Source organism: Marinococcus sp. LNHM4E3-1 (assembly GCF_056034405.1).
Map to the genome: position 1 here is coordinate 43,854 of NZ_JBQLID010000016.1, position 14,611 is coordinate 58,464.

Below are 14,611 nucleotides of genomic sequence, written 5' to 3' on the forward strand. Positions count from 1 at the left end.
GAACTGTACGATGGCTCAAGCAACAAGTTATGAAAAACGTAAGAAACGCCATATGAGTATCCGCCGCAAAATCAGCGGCACACCAGAACGTCCTCGTCTGAACGTTTTCCGTTCTGCAAAGCATATCTATGCGCAGCTGATTGACGACGAAGCAGGAGTGACTCTGGCAGCAGCATCGACAATGGAGAAAAATTCCGGAATCGAAAATGGCGGCAATAAAGAGGCAGCCCGCAAAATCGGAGAAACTCTCGCCAAGCGTGCTACAGAAAAAGGCTATGACACAGTCGTTTTTGACCGGGGTGGATTTGTTTATCACGGCCGTGTTCAAGAACTCGCTGAAGCAGCCCGCGAGAACGGACTAAAATTCTAAAAAGTAAGGGAGGGACAAGAATGCAAAGTATTGATCCGAATAAACTGGAGCTTGAAGAACGTGTTGTAACCATCAACCGTGTCGCAAAAGTTGTAAAAGGTGGACGTAACTTCCGCTTTGCAGCACTCGTAGTAGTTGGAGACCGTAACGGCCACGTCGGCTTTGGCCAGGGTAAAGCTATTGAAGTACCAGAAGCAATCCGTAAGGCGGTAGAAAACGCTAAAAAGGACCTTGTACAGATTCCGATCGTAGGAACAACTATTCCACACGAAATCACTGGTCACTTCGGCGCAGGCAACGTTCTATTGAAGCCTGCATCTGAAGGTACTGGGGTAATCGCTGGAGGACCGGTACGTGCCATCTTAGAGCTTGGCGGCGTACAGGACATTCTGTCGAAATCTCTCGGTTCCAACAATCCTATTAACATGGTTCGCGCTACTATCAACGGATTAACTTCTTTGAAAACAGCTGAAGAAGTAGCTAAATTGCGTGGTAAGAGCGTCGAAGAATTGTTAGGATAAGGGGGGAAAGCAAATGGCCAAACAATTGGAAATCACCCTTACCCGCAGTATGATCGGGCGCCCGGAAGAACAACGTGTTACAGTCCGTACACTTGGTTTGCATAAAATCAACCGTACGGTAGTAAAAGAAGACAATCCTGCAATCCGCGGTATGGTGAACAAAGTAGCTCACCTGCTGACGGTAAAAGAACTGAACTAATAAATTTCATTCCTAAATGACAGGGAGGTGGCAACATGAAACTCCACGAACTTCAGCCTGCAAAAGGCAAAAACAAACAGCGTAACCGTGTAGGCCGCGGGCCGGCTTCCGGCAACGGCAAAACTTCCGGCCGCGGACAAAAAGGGCAGAACGCCCGTTCCGGCGGTGGTGTACGTCCAGGTTTTGAAGGTGGGCAGAACCCTATCTTCAAGCGTTTGCCAAAACGCGGCTTTACGAATATTAATCGTAAAGAGTACGCTATTGTTAATGTGGAAACGCTCAACAGCTTCGACAACGGTACAACAGTAACTCCAGAAGCGTTGCTTGAAAAAGGCGTAATCAGCAAGTACAAAGATGGCGTGAAAATTTTAGGCGACGGCAAGTTGGAGAAAGAGCTTCAGGTGCACGCGAACAAGTTCTCTGCTTCAGCAGTGCAAGCAATTGAGGCAGCAGGCGGAAAAACCGAGGTGGTCTAATGTTCCGCACGATTATCAACATGTTTCGTGTGAGTGACATTCGAAACAAGGTGTTGTTCACCTTAGCCATGTTGATTATATTTCGGATCGGAAGTTTTATTCCGGTGCCTGGAACAAACCGCCAGGTGCTAAATTTCTCTGATGAAGCAAGTGCATTTGGCTTTTTAAACACGTTTGGAGGCGGGGCGCTGTCGCAGTATTCCATATTTGCGATGGGCGTCATGCCATACATTACCGCTTCAATTGTGGTACAATTGCTTCGTATGGATGTTGTGCCTAAATTTTCAGAATGGGCAAAGCAGGGGGAAACAGGAAGACGGAAACTGAATCAGTTCACCCGTTATTTTACTATTGTTCTTGCGTTTGTTCAGGGACTTGGAATGTCAGTTGGGTTTAACAACTATTTTCCAGGGCTTATTCCGGACCCAAATGCTGCAAAGTATATATTTATTGCGTTGATAATGACAGCCGGCACGGCTTTTTTAATGTGGCTTGGTGAGCAAATCACTGCAAAAGGTGTGGGGAACGGTATCTCTATCCTGATCTTTGCCGGTATTGCGGCGGGTATTCCTAATGGAATCAACCAAATTTATGCGACGCAGATCGAGGATGCTGGCGGAGAGTTATATATAGGCATTATCACTATAGCGCTTCTGGCAGTAGCAGTTCTTGCTATTATTGTAGGCGTCATTTTTGTACAGCAGGCGCTGCGCAAAATTCCTATTCAATACGCAAAACGAACTGTTGGACGGAGCCCGGTTGGCGGCCAGTCGACACATCTTCCTTTAAAAGTAAACGCTGCAGGGGTTATCCCGGTAATTTTTGCTTTGGCGTTATTTATTTTTCCGCCAACAGCAGCGAGCTTTATTGGGGAAGAGAATGCGATTGCCAACTGGATTGTAAATAACTTTGATTATACGCAGCCTATAGGAATGGTCGTATATGCAGCTTTAATCATTGCGTTTACGTACTTTTATGCCTTTGTGCAGGTGAATCCCGAACAAATGACGGAGAACCTGAAAAAGCAGGGTGGCTACATTCCCGGCATACGCCCAGGGTTTGCCACTGAAAAGTACATCCGGCGGACGCTCTACAGGCTTACATTCGTCGGAGCCCTGTTTTTAACCGTGGTTGCCATCATTCCAGTCTTTTTCATCACACAGATGGGTCTCCCACAGTCGATTCAAATTGGCGGTACAGGCCTTCTAATCGTTGTAGGGGTTGCTTTGGAAACGATGAAGCAAGTAGAAAGCCAGTTAGTTAAACGGAACTATCGCGGTTTCATTAAATAGAATTGGCCTCGAAGACGAAGCTCGCCTATGCCGCTTCCCTTCGGGTAAAATAGTCGTTGGAGGAGATAGCGTGAATCTGATATTGATGGGGCTGCCGGGTGCTGGAAAAGGCACGCAGGCTGCAACAATTAGTGAAGAATACAATATTCCCCACATTTCTACTGGGGATATGTTCCGCACAGCCATTAAAGAAGAGACCGAGCTTGGCAGACAGGCAAAGTCTTACATGGATGCTGGTGATTTAGTTCCAGACGAAGTCACAAACGGTATTGTTGAAGAACGTTTGCAGAAAGAAGACTGCCGAAACGGATTTTTGCTCGATGGTTTTCCTAGAACTCCGGCGCAGGCTGGTGCACTGGAAAAAATGCTGGCGGATATGGGCAGGCAGCTCGATTACGTACTGAACATCGATGTTCCAAAAGAAAAACTTGAAGAACGTCTTACCGGCCGTCGCGTTTCCCCTTCTTCAGGCAGGACTTATCACGTGATTTACAATCCGCCGAAGCAGGAAGGGATTGACGATGTAGACGGAAGTGAACTCGTTCAGCGCGATGATGATAAACCGGAAACGGTTAAGCGCCGTTTGGAAGTAAACATTGAACAGCAGCAGCCGCTGATTGATTTCTATGAAGAAAAAGGATATCTCCGTAACATCGATGGAGATCAGGATATAGATAAAGTATTTCATGACATTGAAGCACTCTTGAAAGACCTTCGTGCATGATTGTTTGTAAAACGGGTCGGGAACTCGTTATAATACGGGAAGTGCGATGTGGCAGAAGCGTTTCATAAGTAACGCGGAGCCCATCGGATACGACCCGGGAACATGATGCAATACCATCATTTTAGGGGTACACTGAATTTGCCTAGAGCAAACACGTATACACCCTCTCCGATGGTTGGACAACCTGGTCCGTTTATTACGGTTTCAGGTTGCTAAATCCTAACGAAGCCTAAGGAAAAGAGGATGCATGCATGAAAGATTCGGAGTCAAGGCGACCCGATCTGGGACAAATCGTTCGAGTGACCCGGGGGCGCGAAGCTGGTCAGTACGCGGTAGTAATCGATGTGCTGGATGATAAGTTTCTGATGCTGGCGGACGGGGAAAGACGAAAGTTCGATCGGGGAAAGAAGAAAAACACGTCCCACGTAGAATTGCTTTCGTATATTTCGCCGGAGGTACAGTCGAGTTTAATAGAAACCGGCCGAGTGACTAACGCGAAAATCCGGCACGCTCTTTACACCTTTTTTGAACAAGAAGCCTTATTTGAAAAGGAGAATTAATTCATGGCTAAAGATGATGTTATTGAAATGGAAGGTACGGTGGTTGAGCCTCTTCCAAACGCTATGTTTCGTGTCGAGCTTGAAAATGGACACAAAATTTTAGCGCATGTTTCCGGTAAGATTCGTATGCACTTTATCCGGATTCTTCCTGGTGATAAAGTAACTGTAGAAATTTCACCGTACGATCTTTCCCGCGGACGTATTACGTACCGCTACAAATAGACCCGCAAGTTCATTCTTGAGCACTCTTACCAATGCATGGCATGCATGCAGTGAAGGAGGTAAATGGAAAATGAAAGTAAGAGCTTCCGTTAAAAAGATTTGTGACAATTGTAAAGTTATTCGCCGTAAAGGTTCGGTAATGGTAATTTGCTCGAACCCGAAGCATAAACAAAGACAAGGATAATAAAAAGGAGGTGCCCGCATGGCACGTGTTGCAGGAGTAGATATTCCGCGTGATAAGCGTATTGCTATTTCACTCACTTACGTATACGGCATCGGCAAATCGCTTGCAGTTCAGGTTCTGAACGAAGCTGACGTTGACCAAAACACCCGTGTGCGTGATTTAACTGAAGACGAACTCGCCCGTATCCGTACGGCTATTGATAACAACCATACGGTAGAAGGGGATCTTCGCCGTGAAACGTCCCTCGACATCAAACGCTTGATGGAGATCGGAAGCTATCGTGGAATCCGTCATCGTCGTGGACTGCCGCTTCGCGGACAAAACACGAAGAACAATTCCCGTACCCGTAAAGGTCCGCGTCGTACAGTAGCAAACAAACGTAAATAATTTATTCATAAAGGAGGTTACCTATTATGGCAAAAGCAAAGTCGAACGCACCACGTAAACGCCGTCAGCGCAAGAATATAGAGTCGGGTGTGGCTCATATCCGCTCGACGTTTAACAACACGATTGTAAACATTACGGACGTCCAGGGAAACACACTTGCATGGGCAAGCGCTGGAGTGCTTGGTTTCAAAGGTTCCCGTAAATCCACTCCATTCGCAGCTCAAATGACTGCAGAAACAGCAACAAAAGCTGCAATGGAACACGGATTGAAAAGCGTAGAAGTTACAGTGAAAGGTCCAGGAGCTGGACGTGAAGCTGCAATTCGTTCCCTTCAGGCAACCGGTGTAGAAGTTACGGTCATTCGTGATGTTACGCCAGTACCTCATAACGGGTGCCGCCCGCCAAAACGTCCACGTGCATAACTGAAAGCGAACATGACTATTGCAAAGGATTCAGGCTGGAAGGAGTGCTTTTGCATTTCGCTTTCCTGTTTTCCTTACTTTCCGGCACCGGCTGCCGGATGTACGACGTTTGAAGGAGGGTACGCAAACAAATGATCGAAATTGAAAAGCCTAACATTGAAGCGGTCGAAGTGAGCGAAGATGCCAAGTTTGGCAAATTTGTTGTTGAACCATTGGAACGTGGTTATGGTACTACCCTGGGGAATTCCCTGCGTCGTATTCTTTTATCCTCGTTACCGGGAGCAGCGGTTTCTACGGTTCAAATCGATGGGGTTCTTCACGAGTTTTCTACGATTGAAGGCGTACTTGAAGACGTAACAACCATTATTTTGAATTTGAAAAAGCTTGCTTTAAAGGTGTACTCTGATGATGAAAAAGTGCTTGAAGTGGATGTGCAGGGAGAAGGTACGATATCTGCACGGGACATCACGCACGACAGCGACGTGGAAATTCTAAATCCGGATCTTCACATCGCTACGTTATCAAAAAACGCCAACCTGCATATGCGCCTTACCGCTCATCGCGGACGCGGTTATGTCCCGGCTGAGGGAAACAACAGCGACGACCTTCCAATCGGTGTCATTCCCATTGATTCTATTTATACGCCGGTCGAGCGCGTAAATTACCAGGTGGAAAATACCCGTGTCGGACAGATTACCAACTACGATAAGTTAACGTTGGATGTCTGGACAGACGGCAGCATCCGTCCCGAAGAGGCAGTATCCCTTGGTGCAAAAATCATGAATGAGCACTTGAATATCTTTATCGGCCTGACCGATCAGGCACAGAATGCGGAGATTATGGTGGAAAAAGAGGAAGACCAAAAAGAAAAAGTGCTTGAAATGACAATTGAAGAGCTTGATCTTTCGGTCCGTTCTTATAACTGCCTGAAACGCGCAGGCATCAATACTGTGCAGGAGCTGACGCAGAAGTCAGAAGAAGATATGATGAAAGTCCGCAACCTCGGACGCAAATCGCTGGAAGAAGTTCAGGAAAAGCTCGGTGAGCTCGGCCTCGGATTGCGCGAAGAGGACTAATCATAAATATTTGTTTGATCAAAGGAGGGAATTGTAATGCCATACTCAAAGCTTGGACGCGACACATCGGCAAGAAAAGCGCTCTTTCGTGATTTGACTACCGACCTTATTATTAACGGCCGGATCGAAACAACTCACGCAAAAGCGAAGGAAGTACAGCCGATCGCAGAAAAAATTATTACTCTTGGAAAACGTGGAGATTTGCACGCCCGCCGTCAGGCAGCTGCATTCGTTCGCAAGGAAACAGCTAATGAAGAAGGCCAGGATGCTGTTCAGAAGCTGTTCTCTGAAATCGGTCCTCGTTACGAAGACCGTCAAGGCGGATACACGCGCGTACTGAAACTCGGACCGCGCCGTGGAGACGCTGCTGAAATGGCTATTATCGAACTTGTATAAACGGGAAGCCCTCGTTTATACATTTCTTTCATTTGCAAATGAAGGTAACATGTAAAAGAGGCAGGACGATGTCTGTAAAGACTGCGTCTTGCTTTTTTTCTATGCAAAAATCGAACATTAAAGGGAGGGGAGAGGCATGGCGATTATCGAACTCCAGAATCTTGAATATCAATACGAGGAAAGCGACGAAAAGGTGTTGAAAGGATTAAATAAAAAGATTCATAAAGGGGAATGGCTTTCGATTATAGGAGCCAATGGTTCCGGGAAATCGACACTCTCCCGTCTCTTTAACGGCCTTTCCCAGCCGACCGGAGGGGCTGTTCTTGTGCTGGGTAAAAAGACAACAGATGAGAATTCTCTGCAAATGATTCGGCGGGAAGTGGGGATGGTTTTCCAAAACCCTGAGCATCAGTTTGTGGCTCCGACGGTGCGTGACGATATTGCTTTTGGAATGGAAAACGCCGGAATTCCGCGAGAAGTAATGCTCGAACGCATTGACGAAGTCAGCCGCTGGGTAAACATCGGGCATATTTTACATATGGAGCCGCACCGCCTGTCGGGAGGCCAGAAGCAGCGGGCGGCGATAGCCGGAGTTCTTGCTTTACGTCCTCAGGTGATGGTGTTTGATGAATCGACCTCCATGCTTGACCCGAATGGCAGAAAAGAAATTTTGGAAACAATGAACCGGCTGTGCCGCGAATCGGGCATCACAATCGTATCGATTACTCATTATCTTGAAGAAGCCTTTATGTCCGACCGTATTTGGTTCATGAAAGCAGGACGAATCGAAAAAGATGTAACTACGGCCAGCATCCCGGATCAGCTGGAATGGATGGAGGCAGAAGGGATGCCCCTTCCGTATAAATATCAGCTTTACAGAGAAGCAAAGAAGCGGAGGATCGATATACGAACGCTCCGTACCATGGTTGAAGGAGAGTAGCAGCATGGATGTGAATTTTCAAAACGTAAGCCATGTGTATATGAAAAAAACGCCGTTTGAAACATTAGCACTTAAAAACATAGATGCCTGCTTCCGCTCTTCTTCAGTGACGGCTGTTATTGGGCGTACCGGCTCCGGGAAATCAACACTTGTGCAGCACATCAATGGACTGCTTAAGCCGTCCGCCGGCGTGGTAACAGTAGGGGATTACCAGCTGGAAGCCAAAACAAAGCGAAAAATGGTCAAAGCGGTGCGGAGTCATGTAGGAATGGTGTTTCAGTATCCCGAGCACCAGCTGTTCGAGGAAACCGTCGAAAAAGATTTATTGTTTGGGCCGAAAAATAAGGGAATGGACATAGCGGAGATACAAAAGAAGCTTCCAGAATTGCTGCAGCAGGTGGGGCTTAGTGAAACACTGCTGGAGCGCTCGCCGTTCGAGCTGAGCGGGGGGCAGATGCGGAGGGTAGCAATAGCCGGGGTGCTTGCCACCAACCCGGACATTCTTATTCTGGACGAACCAACTGCTGGTCTCGATCCCCAGGGACAAAAAGAAATTCTGGAGCTATTTATGAACTGGCAGCTTATGTATCAGCCGACAACGATTATGATTACGCATCAAATGGAGGAGGCGGCTGCATTTGCTGAGTACATGTATGTGATGGAGGATGCAGAGATCAAAATGCAGGGAGAACCGGAAGCCATTTATGCCCAGCGGGAAAAGCTGCAGGGAATGGATTTGGATATCCCGGAGCAGGTACGGGTGCTTCAGCAGATTGAACGGGACAGCGGCATCCGCTTCCCCCATTATAAGCTTTCTCCGGCAGAAGCTGCAGATTACTGGGAGCAGGCCGTTCAGAACGGAGAGGTGCCACATGTTTGAAAATGTCATAATCGGCCAGTATCTGCCGGGGCGCTCCTTTCTTCATCATATGGATCCCCGGGCGAAGATTGCCGCCGTATTGTTTTTAATCATTGTAGTTTTTCTCGTGAACAGCTGGAATGGATATGCGCTTTTCGGAGCGGCGGCGATAGCCGTTTATTTTCTTTCCGGAGTGCCATTTCGATATATCCGCAAGGGAATGTTTCCGGTATTTATTTTAGTGATATTAACATTTTTTCTGCACGCTTTTTTTACAAGAGAAGGAGACATCCTCTTTTCGATCGGTATATTTTCGTTTTATGAGGAAGGCATCCGCCAGGGACTGTTTATTTCTCTTCGCTTGCTGCTGCTCGTGTATTTCACGTCGCTTTTAACGCTGACAACGAGCCCGATTGACCTTACAGATGCATTAGAGCAAATGTTTTCCCCGCTCGAGCGCTTTAGGTTTCCCGCCTACGATGTGGCGATGATGATGTCGATTGCGATCCGGTTTATTCCTACGCTCCTGCAGGAAACAGAAAAAATTATTAAAGCCCAGACGGCCCGCGGCGCTGATTTTAACAAAGGCTCCATGCGGGACCGGATGCAGGCATTTGTTTCTCTTCTAGTGCCGTTATTTGTACGTGCCTTCCGCCGGGCGGAGGATTTGGCCTATGCTATGGAGGCCCGCGGCTATAACGGAGGAGAAGGGCGGACAAAGCTCCGTCTGCTCGTGTGGGGCTGGAGAGATACTTTATGCTGCGTTCTGATCGCGGCATTTGGAGTTATTTTATTGTTTTTACGCCAGTAAACGAAAGGAGGAAAGTCCAATGCCTAGAGTGAAAGCAACAGTAGCGTATGATGGTACGTTTTTTGAAGGCTGGCAGGTGCAGCCGGGCCGCCGGACGGTCCAGAGAGAAATCGAGGAGGCGCTCCAGAAAATGCACAAAGGTGTCCATGTGCCAATCCATGCTTCAGGCCGGACGGATTCAGGTGTGCATGCAAAAGGCCAGGTATTCCATTTTGATTCTCCGCTGCAGCTGCCGGAGCACAAATGGGGAAAGGCCCTTGAATCCTTTCTGTCAAAAGATATCCACGTCTGGCACTCCGCGTATGCCAATGAAGATTTCCACGCACGTTTTGACGCAGTGGAGAAAGAGTACCGGTACTGCGTGCTGCTGCGTAAGGAGCGTGACGTGTTTCGCCGAAATCATGCCTTTTATTACCCATATCCAACGGACGTTGAAGCTGTGCAGAAGGCAGTCCGCTACATTGAAGGGGAGCACGACTTTTCCTCCTTTTGCGCTGCCAATACCGACGTGAAGGAAAAAACCCGCACGGTATACAAAGCAGATGCTACGCTAGACGGGGAGGAGCTGTGGTTTACGTTCCGCGGGTCGGGCTTTTTATACAATATGATTCGCATTGCTGTAGGAACGCTTCTCGAAATAGGAAAGGGCAACCGTTCCCCTGAAGAAATGAAATCTATTATTGAAGCGAAGGAGCGGGCTGCTGCCGGTAACACGGCCCCCGGCCACGGTCTGTATCTTTGGAAGGTGAATTACTGACAGATGAAAGTATTTATCCAGGCCGGTTATAAAAAGCAGTAGTGGGTAGAAAATTAAGGGAGCTGAGGTTATGACGTTTGTAAGTTTTCTGTTCGTCCTGGTTTTTGCTGCTGTCCATGCTGCGGTTAAATTTGTCGGACGTATATCCAACGCAGGTCGCCGCAAGCTGATTTCGATTTCCGGTGGAGTAGCGATCGCTTACGTGTTTTCTATCACCCTGCCAAATTTGAGCACTTCTCAAAAGCAGATTGACAGCCAGACCAGTACTGCTTTTTTAGAAACGGTAAATAATGATGCTTACCTGGTGGCTATGGGAGGCCTGCTTTTAACCTATGCCCTTGAAAAGGTTGCTCATTCATTTCATCGGGAAGACAGCGTGAGGGATCGTCTTCGGAGCGGGAACCTCTACTTTTTAATTCCGCTTACATTTTATACATTGTTTAATGTTATCGTAGGCTACCTGCTGCTTCATGGCCAAATGGGCACAGCAAAGGAAACTGTCTTTTATTTCGCTGCCCTTTCGGTCTATCTGTTAACCTCAGATATCAGCATGCGCTCCATCAATCATCGTCTCTTTGATAAATTTGGCCGGTGGCTTTTAGTAGCGGGAGTTTTAGCAGGCTGGCTCTTTGGATTGCTCATTGATTTAAAGGACGAGTGGGTCTCAGTTATCTATGCGTTTATTTCCGGGGGTATTATTTATCAGGTAATGCAGGAAGAAATACCTCAGCACCGGAAGAGCACGTTCCGGTATTTTGCCGCAGGCTGCGCACTGTACACAGTACTCTGGCTGGTCGTGCGTTAACAGTCTTTAAGGCCAGCTGAAAGCGTAGCCGGCTACGGAAAAAATTGATTATAAAAAAACAACGTTTCCTGGTGTTTTAACATTGACATTTGGCCCCTATTATTATACGATGTTATTTGGCATTTCACGTCCCACTGCCCCGGGATACGGAATGATGAGCGTAAATATGACAAGTGATCGATGATATAATCGGCAGAGAATTGATTTAGGAGGGAAACAACTATGCGTACGACATACATGGCTAAGCCAGGCGACGTAAAACGCAAATGGTACGTAGTAGACGCACAAGGCCAGACACTCGGACGTCTTGCCAGTGAAGTCGCTGCAATCCTTCGCGGTAAAACAAAGCCACAATATACCCCGCACATTGACGTTGGGGATAACGTGATTATTGTTAATGCAGAAAAAATCCACTTAACCGGGAAAAAACTTTCTCAAAAGTATTATCACCGTCACAGCGGTTATCCGGGTGGACTGAGATCTACACGCGCAGACGACATGCGCCGTGAGAAACCAGAAAAAATGCTCGAAATTGCTATTAAAGGCATGCTTCCGAAAAATACTCTTGGCCGCGAACAAGGCAAGAAGTTATTCGTATACGAAGGCCCAGAGCACAAACACCACGCACAACAACCAGAAGAACTGCAGCTGCGCGGTTAAAATAAAAGGAGGGACTACATTTGGCACAAGTACAATATTACGGTACTGGACGCCGGAAAAACTCATCGGCTAGAGTTTTTCTTGAGCCAGGCGATGGAAAAATCACTGTAAACGACCGTGAACTCGACGAGTATTTCAACCTTGAAACATTGAAGCTTGTTGTAAAGCAGCCACTCGCTGCTACAGGCACGGAAGGTTCTTATGACATTAAAGTAACTGTAAGAGGCGGCGGTTTCACCGGCCAGGCTGGTGCTATTCGTCACGGAGTAGCGCGCGCTCTCTTGAAAGTAGACCCGGATTTCCGTCCTACACTGAAATCTGAAGGCTACCTGACTCGTGACGCACGTATGAAAGAACGTAAAAAATACGGTCTCAAATCAGCACGTCGTGCGCCACAGTTCTCGAAGCGTTAATTCATCTCTTTACCCGGAAACTCCTTCTGCATTCAGCAGAGGGGGTTTTCTTTTTGTATTGTTTGCTTGTATATAGAGAAAAACAGCAGGTTTTAGTTGTAAACGTTTGAAATATGCTTCTTAAAAACGGTATGCTAGATAAGGAATGTTTCCAATAGTTACAGCTATAGTCTAGAGAAGGAAGGTGTGCAATGTGATTACAGAAGAACAGGTGCGCGAAGCACTTCAGTCCATAGAAGATCCTGATCTGGGGAAGCCGATTGTTGAAACCGGCGGCATCCGCAGTATCAGTGTCAAAGATGACAGCAAAGTGCGTTTAAAAATAGCATTGGCAAAGACTGGTACTCCCGAACAAATGCAGATGCAGCAGCAGGTAGTGGATACGATCAAAGAGGCCGGGGCCGACTCAGTAGGACTCCGCTTTGAGACTCTTGAACCCGAAGAAGTAGAAAAAGCCGGAGGCCTAAAAGGGGAAGAAGGACCGAAGATTTTATCCGAGGATAACAAAACTCAGTTTATTACCATTGCAAGCGGTAAAGGCGGAGTTGGTAAATCTACGGTTACAGTAAATACAGCTGTGGCGCTGGCCCGTGCCGGAAAAAAAGTAGGTATTATTGACGCAGACATTTACGGCTTCAGCGTACCGGACATGATGGGCATTGAAGAACGGCCGAAAGTACAGGATGAACGGATCTATCCGGTAGAGCGTTTCGGCGTTAAAGTCATTTCGATGGGATTCTTTGTAGAGGATAACGCTCCGGTAGTATGGAGAGGCCCGATGCTCGGAAAAATGCTGAACAACTTCTTTAACGAAGTGGAGTGGGGAGACCTTGATTACCTGCTCTTGGATCTTCCGCCGGGTACAGGGGATGTGGCACTCGATGTTCACACTACCCTGCCGGAAAGTCAGGAAATTATCGTCACTACGCCGCACCCGACGGCAGCATTTGTAGCAGCCCGTGCCGGAGCAATGGCGATAAAAACCAATCACCGTGTATTGGGTATTATTGAAAACATGGCTTATTATGAAAGCCGCAGCGGTGAGAAAGAATATGTCTTTGGTGAGGGCGGGGCAGACCGCCTGTCTGATGAGTTAAAGGTTGGCATTCTTAGCCGCATTCCATTGGGACAGCCGCTTGAAGATGATAGTGTGTTTGCCCCATCTGTTTATCAGCCGGAACATCCAATCGGTGAGCTTTATGATGAATTGGCGTCAACTATTATGAACAAAGTGCCTGTTGAATAGCAGTCAATAAACAGAAGCCGCCCGCAGATATCTGCGGGCGGCTTTTTTCTATTTATTGTATTGGATGAGATTTTCCATCGGCTGCTGCAGAGATGGAACAGTATAAATATATTTAGAAGGAGAATCAGCTAAAGGGCCTATATGAATGCCTTCAATCCCGAGCAGAACGCCGGGCATTACATCATTCATTAAGTTATCCCCAATGACCATCGTTTCCTGGGGGCTCACCCGGTACTCCTCCAATAATTTTTCGTAATGATCTTTCGTTTCGGCTGGTTTGTTGGCAGAAGTAATTCTAGTGTAGGGAGGAAGCAGATCATGAAGGTTTAATTGCTGTAAAATAGATTCTGCATCTTCATCGTCGCTATTGGTAACTAACACCATCTGCTTGCCGTTAGATTGAAGCCATTGCAGGCCGGACCGAAGCGAAGGAGTCTGGGAAAGCTGGAAGGACTCAGATGACATATATGTTTTTGTTTCCACGTAAGCGGCGTAGGCTTCTTCTTTCGAAACTCCGAAATGTCTGGCAGTAGCATGGGGAGGCCACCATCCGTCCCCGATAGCTATTTTTCTGTCAAAGTCAAAAGAAAGGTTCTTATACTCTTCCGCCCAAACAGAAGGTTTTATTTCTCTCCCGCTCCAATTGACGACTCTTACTGGTTGGGTGGTGACCGGGTCGAGGTAGAGAATCCGGTCGTTTTCTGCATCATATGCTGTACCTATCTGCAGATCACGTTCACCGTTTTGAACAGCTTCGTACTCGGAGAAAAACGCAGGCCGGTCTTTGTCTGCAATAAAAGCAGCCAGCCGTTCAGCATAATAATCAAAGTGTTCAGTATCCTCATATAGAGTGCCATCCAGATCAAAAATCAATAATTCTTTATCATTCCAATGAATATCGGCCAACGTTCAATTCTCTCCTTTCTTCCATTACATACCACTAGAATAGCATAAAATCCGAAGCAGTTAGTAATCAGAATGCAAAGGAAAGGCCTATAAAAGGTCTTATGGAATGAATAGCTAATTATACGTTAATTTATTTCTGCATTTTTTAAAAGAAATTATAAAAAATTGTTGACCGCTTAGAGCCACGGTGATATATTTATACATGCGCTTCCGAGAGAGGCGAAAAAACAGCAGCCGGAAATAATATATTTCTTAAAAAGTTGTTGACTTTCACTTACCTACTTGGTATGATAGTAATTGTCGCTTTGAGCGGCAGATCGTTCTTTGAAAAGGAAAGACAAGCCAGAGCCCCAATCAAAAGCAACACATTTTTAGGGCATTTCGG

The 14,611-nt window shown here is 46.9% G+C and carries 22 protein-coding genes; 21 read left to right on the forward strand and 1 reads right to left on the reverse strand.

Annotated features, from left to right (window positions below; genetic code table 11):
• The first annotated feature begins 10 nt into the window (after positions 1–10).
• From rplR to ACTRXI_RS14495, 21 genes are all read left to right on the forward strand, one after another.
• Entirely contained in the window at positions 11–370 is a 360-nt protein-coding gene (rplR, locus tag ACTRXI_RS14395) for a 50S ribosomal protein L18 (protein WP_298788702.1), read from the forward strand.
• A 20-nt stretch (positions 371–390) separates the two neighbouring features.
• Positions 391–891, forward strand: coding sequence for a 30S ribosomal protein S5 (gene rpsE, locus ACTRXI_RS14400; protein WP_022794484.1), 501 nt, complete (start codon positions 391–393; stop codon positions 889–891).
• Between the two features lie 13 nt (positions 892–904).
• Positions 905–1,090 (forward strand): 50S ribosomal protein L30, encoded by a 186-nt coding sequence (gene rpmD / locus ACTRXI_RS14405; protein ID WP_022794485.1) that lies wholly within the window; start codon positions 905–907, stop codon positions 1,088–1,090.
• A gap of 35 nt (positions 1,091–1,125) precedes the next feature.
• Positions 1,126–1,566, forward strand: coding sequence for a 50S ribosomal protein L15 (rplO, locus tag ACTRXI_RS14410; protein WP_298788697.1), 441 nt, complete (start codon positions 1,126–1,128; stop codon positions 1,564–1,566).
• On the forward strand, positions 1,566–2,858 hold the full coding sequence (gene secY / locus ACTRXI_RS14415; RefSeq protein WP_322527237.1) for a preprotein translocase subunit SecY: 1,293 nt from the start codon (positions 1,566–1,568) through the stop codon (positions 2,856–2,858). The genes rplO and secY overlap by 1 nt, the downstream gene beginning before the upstream one ends.
• Positions 2,859–2,928: 70 nt before the next feature.
• Positions 2,929–3,582 (forward strand): adenylate kinase, encoded by a 654-nt coding sequence (locus ACTRXI_RS14420; RefSeq protein ID WP_022794488.1) that lies wholly within the window; start codon positions 2,929–2,931, stop codon positions 3,580–3,582.
• Between the two features lie 251 nt (positions 3,583–3,833).
• On the forward strand, positions 3,834–4,142 hold the full coding sequence (locus ACTRXI_RS14425) for a KOW domain-containing RNA-binding protein (RefSeq protein WP_022794489.1): 309 nt from the start codon (positions 3,834–3,836) through the stop codon (positions 4,140–4,142).
• A gap of 3 nt (positions 4,143–4,145) precedes the next feature.
• Positions 4,146–4,364 carry a translation initiation factor IF-1 gene (gene infA, locus ACTRXI_RS14430; protein WP_022794490.1) on the forward strand — a complete coding sequence of 73 codons (219 nt, stop codon included), beginning with the start codon at positions 4,146–4,148 and terminating at the stop codon, positions 4,362–4,364.
• 70 nt (positions 4,365–4,434) lie between these two features.
• Entirely contained in the window at positions 4,435–4,548 is a 114-nt protein-coding gene (gene rpmJ / locus ACTRXI_RS14435) for a 50S ribosomal protein L36 (RefSeq protein WP_084687350.1), read from the forward strand.
• A gap of 18 nt (positions 4,549–4,566) precedes the next feature.
• Positions 4,567–4,935 (forward strand): 30S ribosomal protein S13, encoded by a 369-nt coding sequence (gene rpsM / locus ACTRXI_RS14440; RefSeq protein ID WP_022794491.1) that lies wholly within the window; start codon positions 4,567–4,569, stop codon positions 4,933–4,935.
• Positions 4,936–4,961: 26 nt separating this feature from the next.
• On the forward strand, positions 4,962–5,357 hold the full coding sequence (gene rpsK, locus ACTRXI_RS14445) for a 30S ribosomal protein S11 (RefSeq protein ID WP_022794492.1): 396 nt from the start codon (positions 4,962–4,964) through the stop codon (positions 5,355–5,357).
• A 131-nt stretch (positions 5,358–5,488) separates the two neighbouring features.
• On the forward strand, positions 5,489–6,433 hold the full coding sequence (locus ACTRXI_RS14450) for a DNA-directed RNA polymerase subunit alpha (RefSeq protein WP_022794494.1): 945 nt from the start codon (positions 5,489–5,491) through the stop codon (positions 6,431–6,433).
• Between the two features lie 36 nt (positions 6,434–6,469).
• The gene (rplQ, locus tag ACTRXI_RS14455) at positions 6,470–6,829 is read left to right on the forward strand and encodes a 50S ribosomal protein L17 (protein WP_022794495.1); all 360 of its coding nucleotides are present in this window, start codon (positions 6,470–6,472) and stop codon (positions 6,827–6,829) included.
• 136 nt (positions 6,830–6,965) lie between these two features.
• The gene (locus ACTRXI_RS14460; protein ID WP_474263647.1) at positions 6,966–7,769 is read left to right on the forward strand and encodes an energy-coupling factor transporter ATPase; all 804 of its coding nucleotides are present in this window, start codon (positions 6,966–6,968) and stop codon (positions 7,767–7,769) included.
• Between the two features lie 4 nt (positions 7,770–7,773).
• Entirely contained in the window at positions 7,774–8,649 is an 876-nt protein-coding gene (locus tag ACTRXI_RS14465; RefSeq protein WP_474263649.1) for an energy-coupling factor transporter ATPase, read from the forward strand.
• A complete protein-coding gene (locus ACTRXI_RS14470; protein ID WP_474263651.1) occupies positions 8,642–9,439 on the forward strand; it encodes an energy-coupling factor transporter transmembrane component T family protein in 798 nt (265 codons plus the stop codon). Before ACTRXI_RS14465 ends, ACTRXI_RS14470 begins: the two co-directional genes overlap by 8 nt.
• Positions 9,440–9,458: 19 nt before the next feature.
• Positions 9,459–10,196, forward strand: coding sequence for a tRNA pseudouridine(38-40) synthase TruA (gene truA, locus ACTRXI_RS14475; RefSeq protein WP_474263653.1), 738 nt, complete (start codon positions 9,459–9,461; stop codon positions 10,194–10,196).
• Positions 10,197–10,266: 70 nt separating this feature from the next.
• Positions 10,267–11,001, forward strand: a complete 735-nt coding sequence (locus tag ACTRXI_RS14480; RefSeq protein ID WP_474263655.1) for a hypothetical protein — start codon at positions 10,267–10,269, stop codon at positions 10,999–11,001.
• A 222-nt stretch (positions 11,002–11,223) separates the two neighbouring features.
• Entirely contained in the window at positions 11,224–11,661 is a 438-nt protein-coding gene (rplM, locus tag ACTRXI_RS14485) for a 50S ribosomal protein L13 (RefSeq protein WP_322527231.1), read from the forward strand.
• A gap of 20 nt (positions 11,662–11,681) precedes the next feature.
• On the forward strand, positions 11,682–12,074 hold the full coding sequence (gene rpsI, locus ACTRXI_RS14490; RefSeq protein ID WP_091616686.1) for a 30S ribosomal protein S9: 393 nt from the start codon (positions 11,682–11,684) through the stop codon (positions 12,072–12,074).
• Between the two features lie 193 nt (positions 12,075–12,267).
• On the forward strand, positions 12,268–13,320 hold the full coding sequence (locus ACTRXI_RS14495; protein ID WP_462868219.1) for a P-loop NTPase: 1,053 nt from the start codon (positions 12,268–12,270) through the stop codon (positions 13,318–13,320).
• A gap of 48 nt (positions 13,321–13,368) precedes the next feature.
• Here the strand turns inward: ACTRXI_RS14495 and ACTRXI_RS14500 are convergent, their stop codons facing one another.
• Positions 13,369–14,226, reverse strand: coding sequence for an HAD family hydrolase (locus tag ACTRXI_RS14500; RefSeq protein ID WP_474263657.1), 858 nt, complete (start codon positions 14,224–14,226; stop codon positions 13,369–13,371).
• Positions 14,227–14,611 lie beyond the last annotated feature (385 nt).

What these genes read in the sequence shown, in the direction of transcription:
- rplR (WP_298788702.1), top strand. Translation starts at nt 11, where the DNA reads ATGGCTCAAGCAACAAGTTATGAAAAACGTAAGAAACGCCATATGAGT.
- rpsE (WP_022794484.1), top strand. Translation starts at nt 391, where the DNA reads ATGCAAAGTATTGATCCGAATAAACTGGAGCTTGAAGAACGTGTTGTA.
- rpmD (WP_022794485.1), top strand. Translation starts at nt 905, where the DNA reads ATGGCCAAACAATTGGAAATCACCCTTACCCGCAGTATGATCGGGCGC.
- rplO (WP_298788697.1), top strand. Translation starts at nt 1,126, where the DNA reads ATGAAACTCCACGAACTTCAGCCTGCAAAAGGCAAAAACAAACAGCGT.
- secY (WP_322527237.1), top strand. Translation starts at nt 1,566, where the DNA reads ATGTTCCGCACGATTATCAACATGTTTCGTGTGAGTGACATTCGAAAC.
- ACTRXI_RS14425 (WP_022794489.1), top strand. Translation starts at nt 3,834, where the DNA reads ATGAAAGATTCGGAGTCAAGGCGACCCGATCTGGGACAAATCGTTCGA.
- infA (WP_022794490.1), top strand. Translation starts at nt 4,146, where the DNA reads ATGGCTAAAGATGATGTTATTGAAATGGAAGGTACGGTGGTTGAGCCT.
- rpmJ (WP_084687350.1), top strand. Translation starts at nt 4,435, where the DNA reads ATGAAAGTAAGAGCTTCCGTTAAAAAGATTTGTGACAATTGTAAAGTT.
- rpsM (WP_022794491.1), top strand. Translation starts at nt 4,567, where the DNA reads ATGGCACGTGTTGCAGGAGTAGATATTCCGCGTGATAAGCGTATTGCT.
- rpsK (WP_022794492.1), top strand. Translation starts at nt 4,962, where the DNA reads ATGGCAAAAGCAAAGTCGAACGCACCACGTAAACGCCGTCAGCGCAAG.
- ACTRXI_RS14450 (WP_022794494.1), top strand. Translation starts at nt 5,489, where the DNA reads ATGATCGAAATTGAAAAGCCTAACATTGAAGCGGTCGAAGTGAGCGAA.
- rplQ (WP_022794495.1), top strand. Translation starts at nt 6,470, where the DNA reads ATGCCATACTCAAAGCTTGGACGCGACACATCGGCAAGAAAAGCGCTC.
- ACTRXI_RS14460 (WP_474263647.1), top strand. Translation starts at nt 6,966, where the DNA reads ATGGCGATTATCGAACTCCAGAATCTTGAATATCAATACGAGGAAAGC.
- ACTRXI_RS14465 (WP_474263649.1), top strand. Translation starts at nt 7,774, where the DNA reads ATGGATGTGAATTTTCAAAACGTAAGCCATGTGTATATGAAAAAAACG.
- ACTRXI_RS14470 (WP_474263651.1), top strand. Translation starts at nt 8,642, where the DNA reads ATGTTTGAAAATGTCATAATCGGCCAGTATCTGCCGGGGCGCTCCTTT.
- truA (WP_474263653.1), top strand. Translation starts at nt 9,459, where the DNA reads ATGCCTAGAGTGAAAGCAACAGTAGCGTATGATGGTACGTTTTTTGAA.
- ACTRXI_RS14480 (WP_474263655.1), top strand. Translation starts at nt 10,267, where the DNA reads ATGACGTTTGTAAGTTTTCTGTTCGTCCTGGTTTTTGCTGCTGTCCAT.
- rplM (WP_322527231.1), top strand. Translation starts at nt 11,224, where the DNA reads ATGCGTACGACATACATGGCTAAGCCAGGCGACGTAAAACGCAAATGG.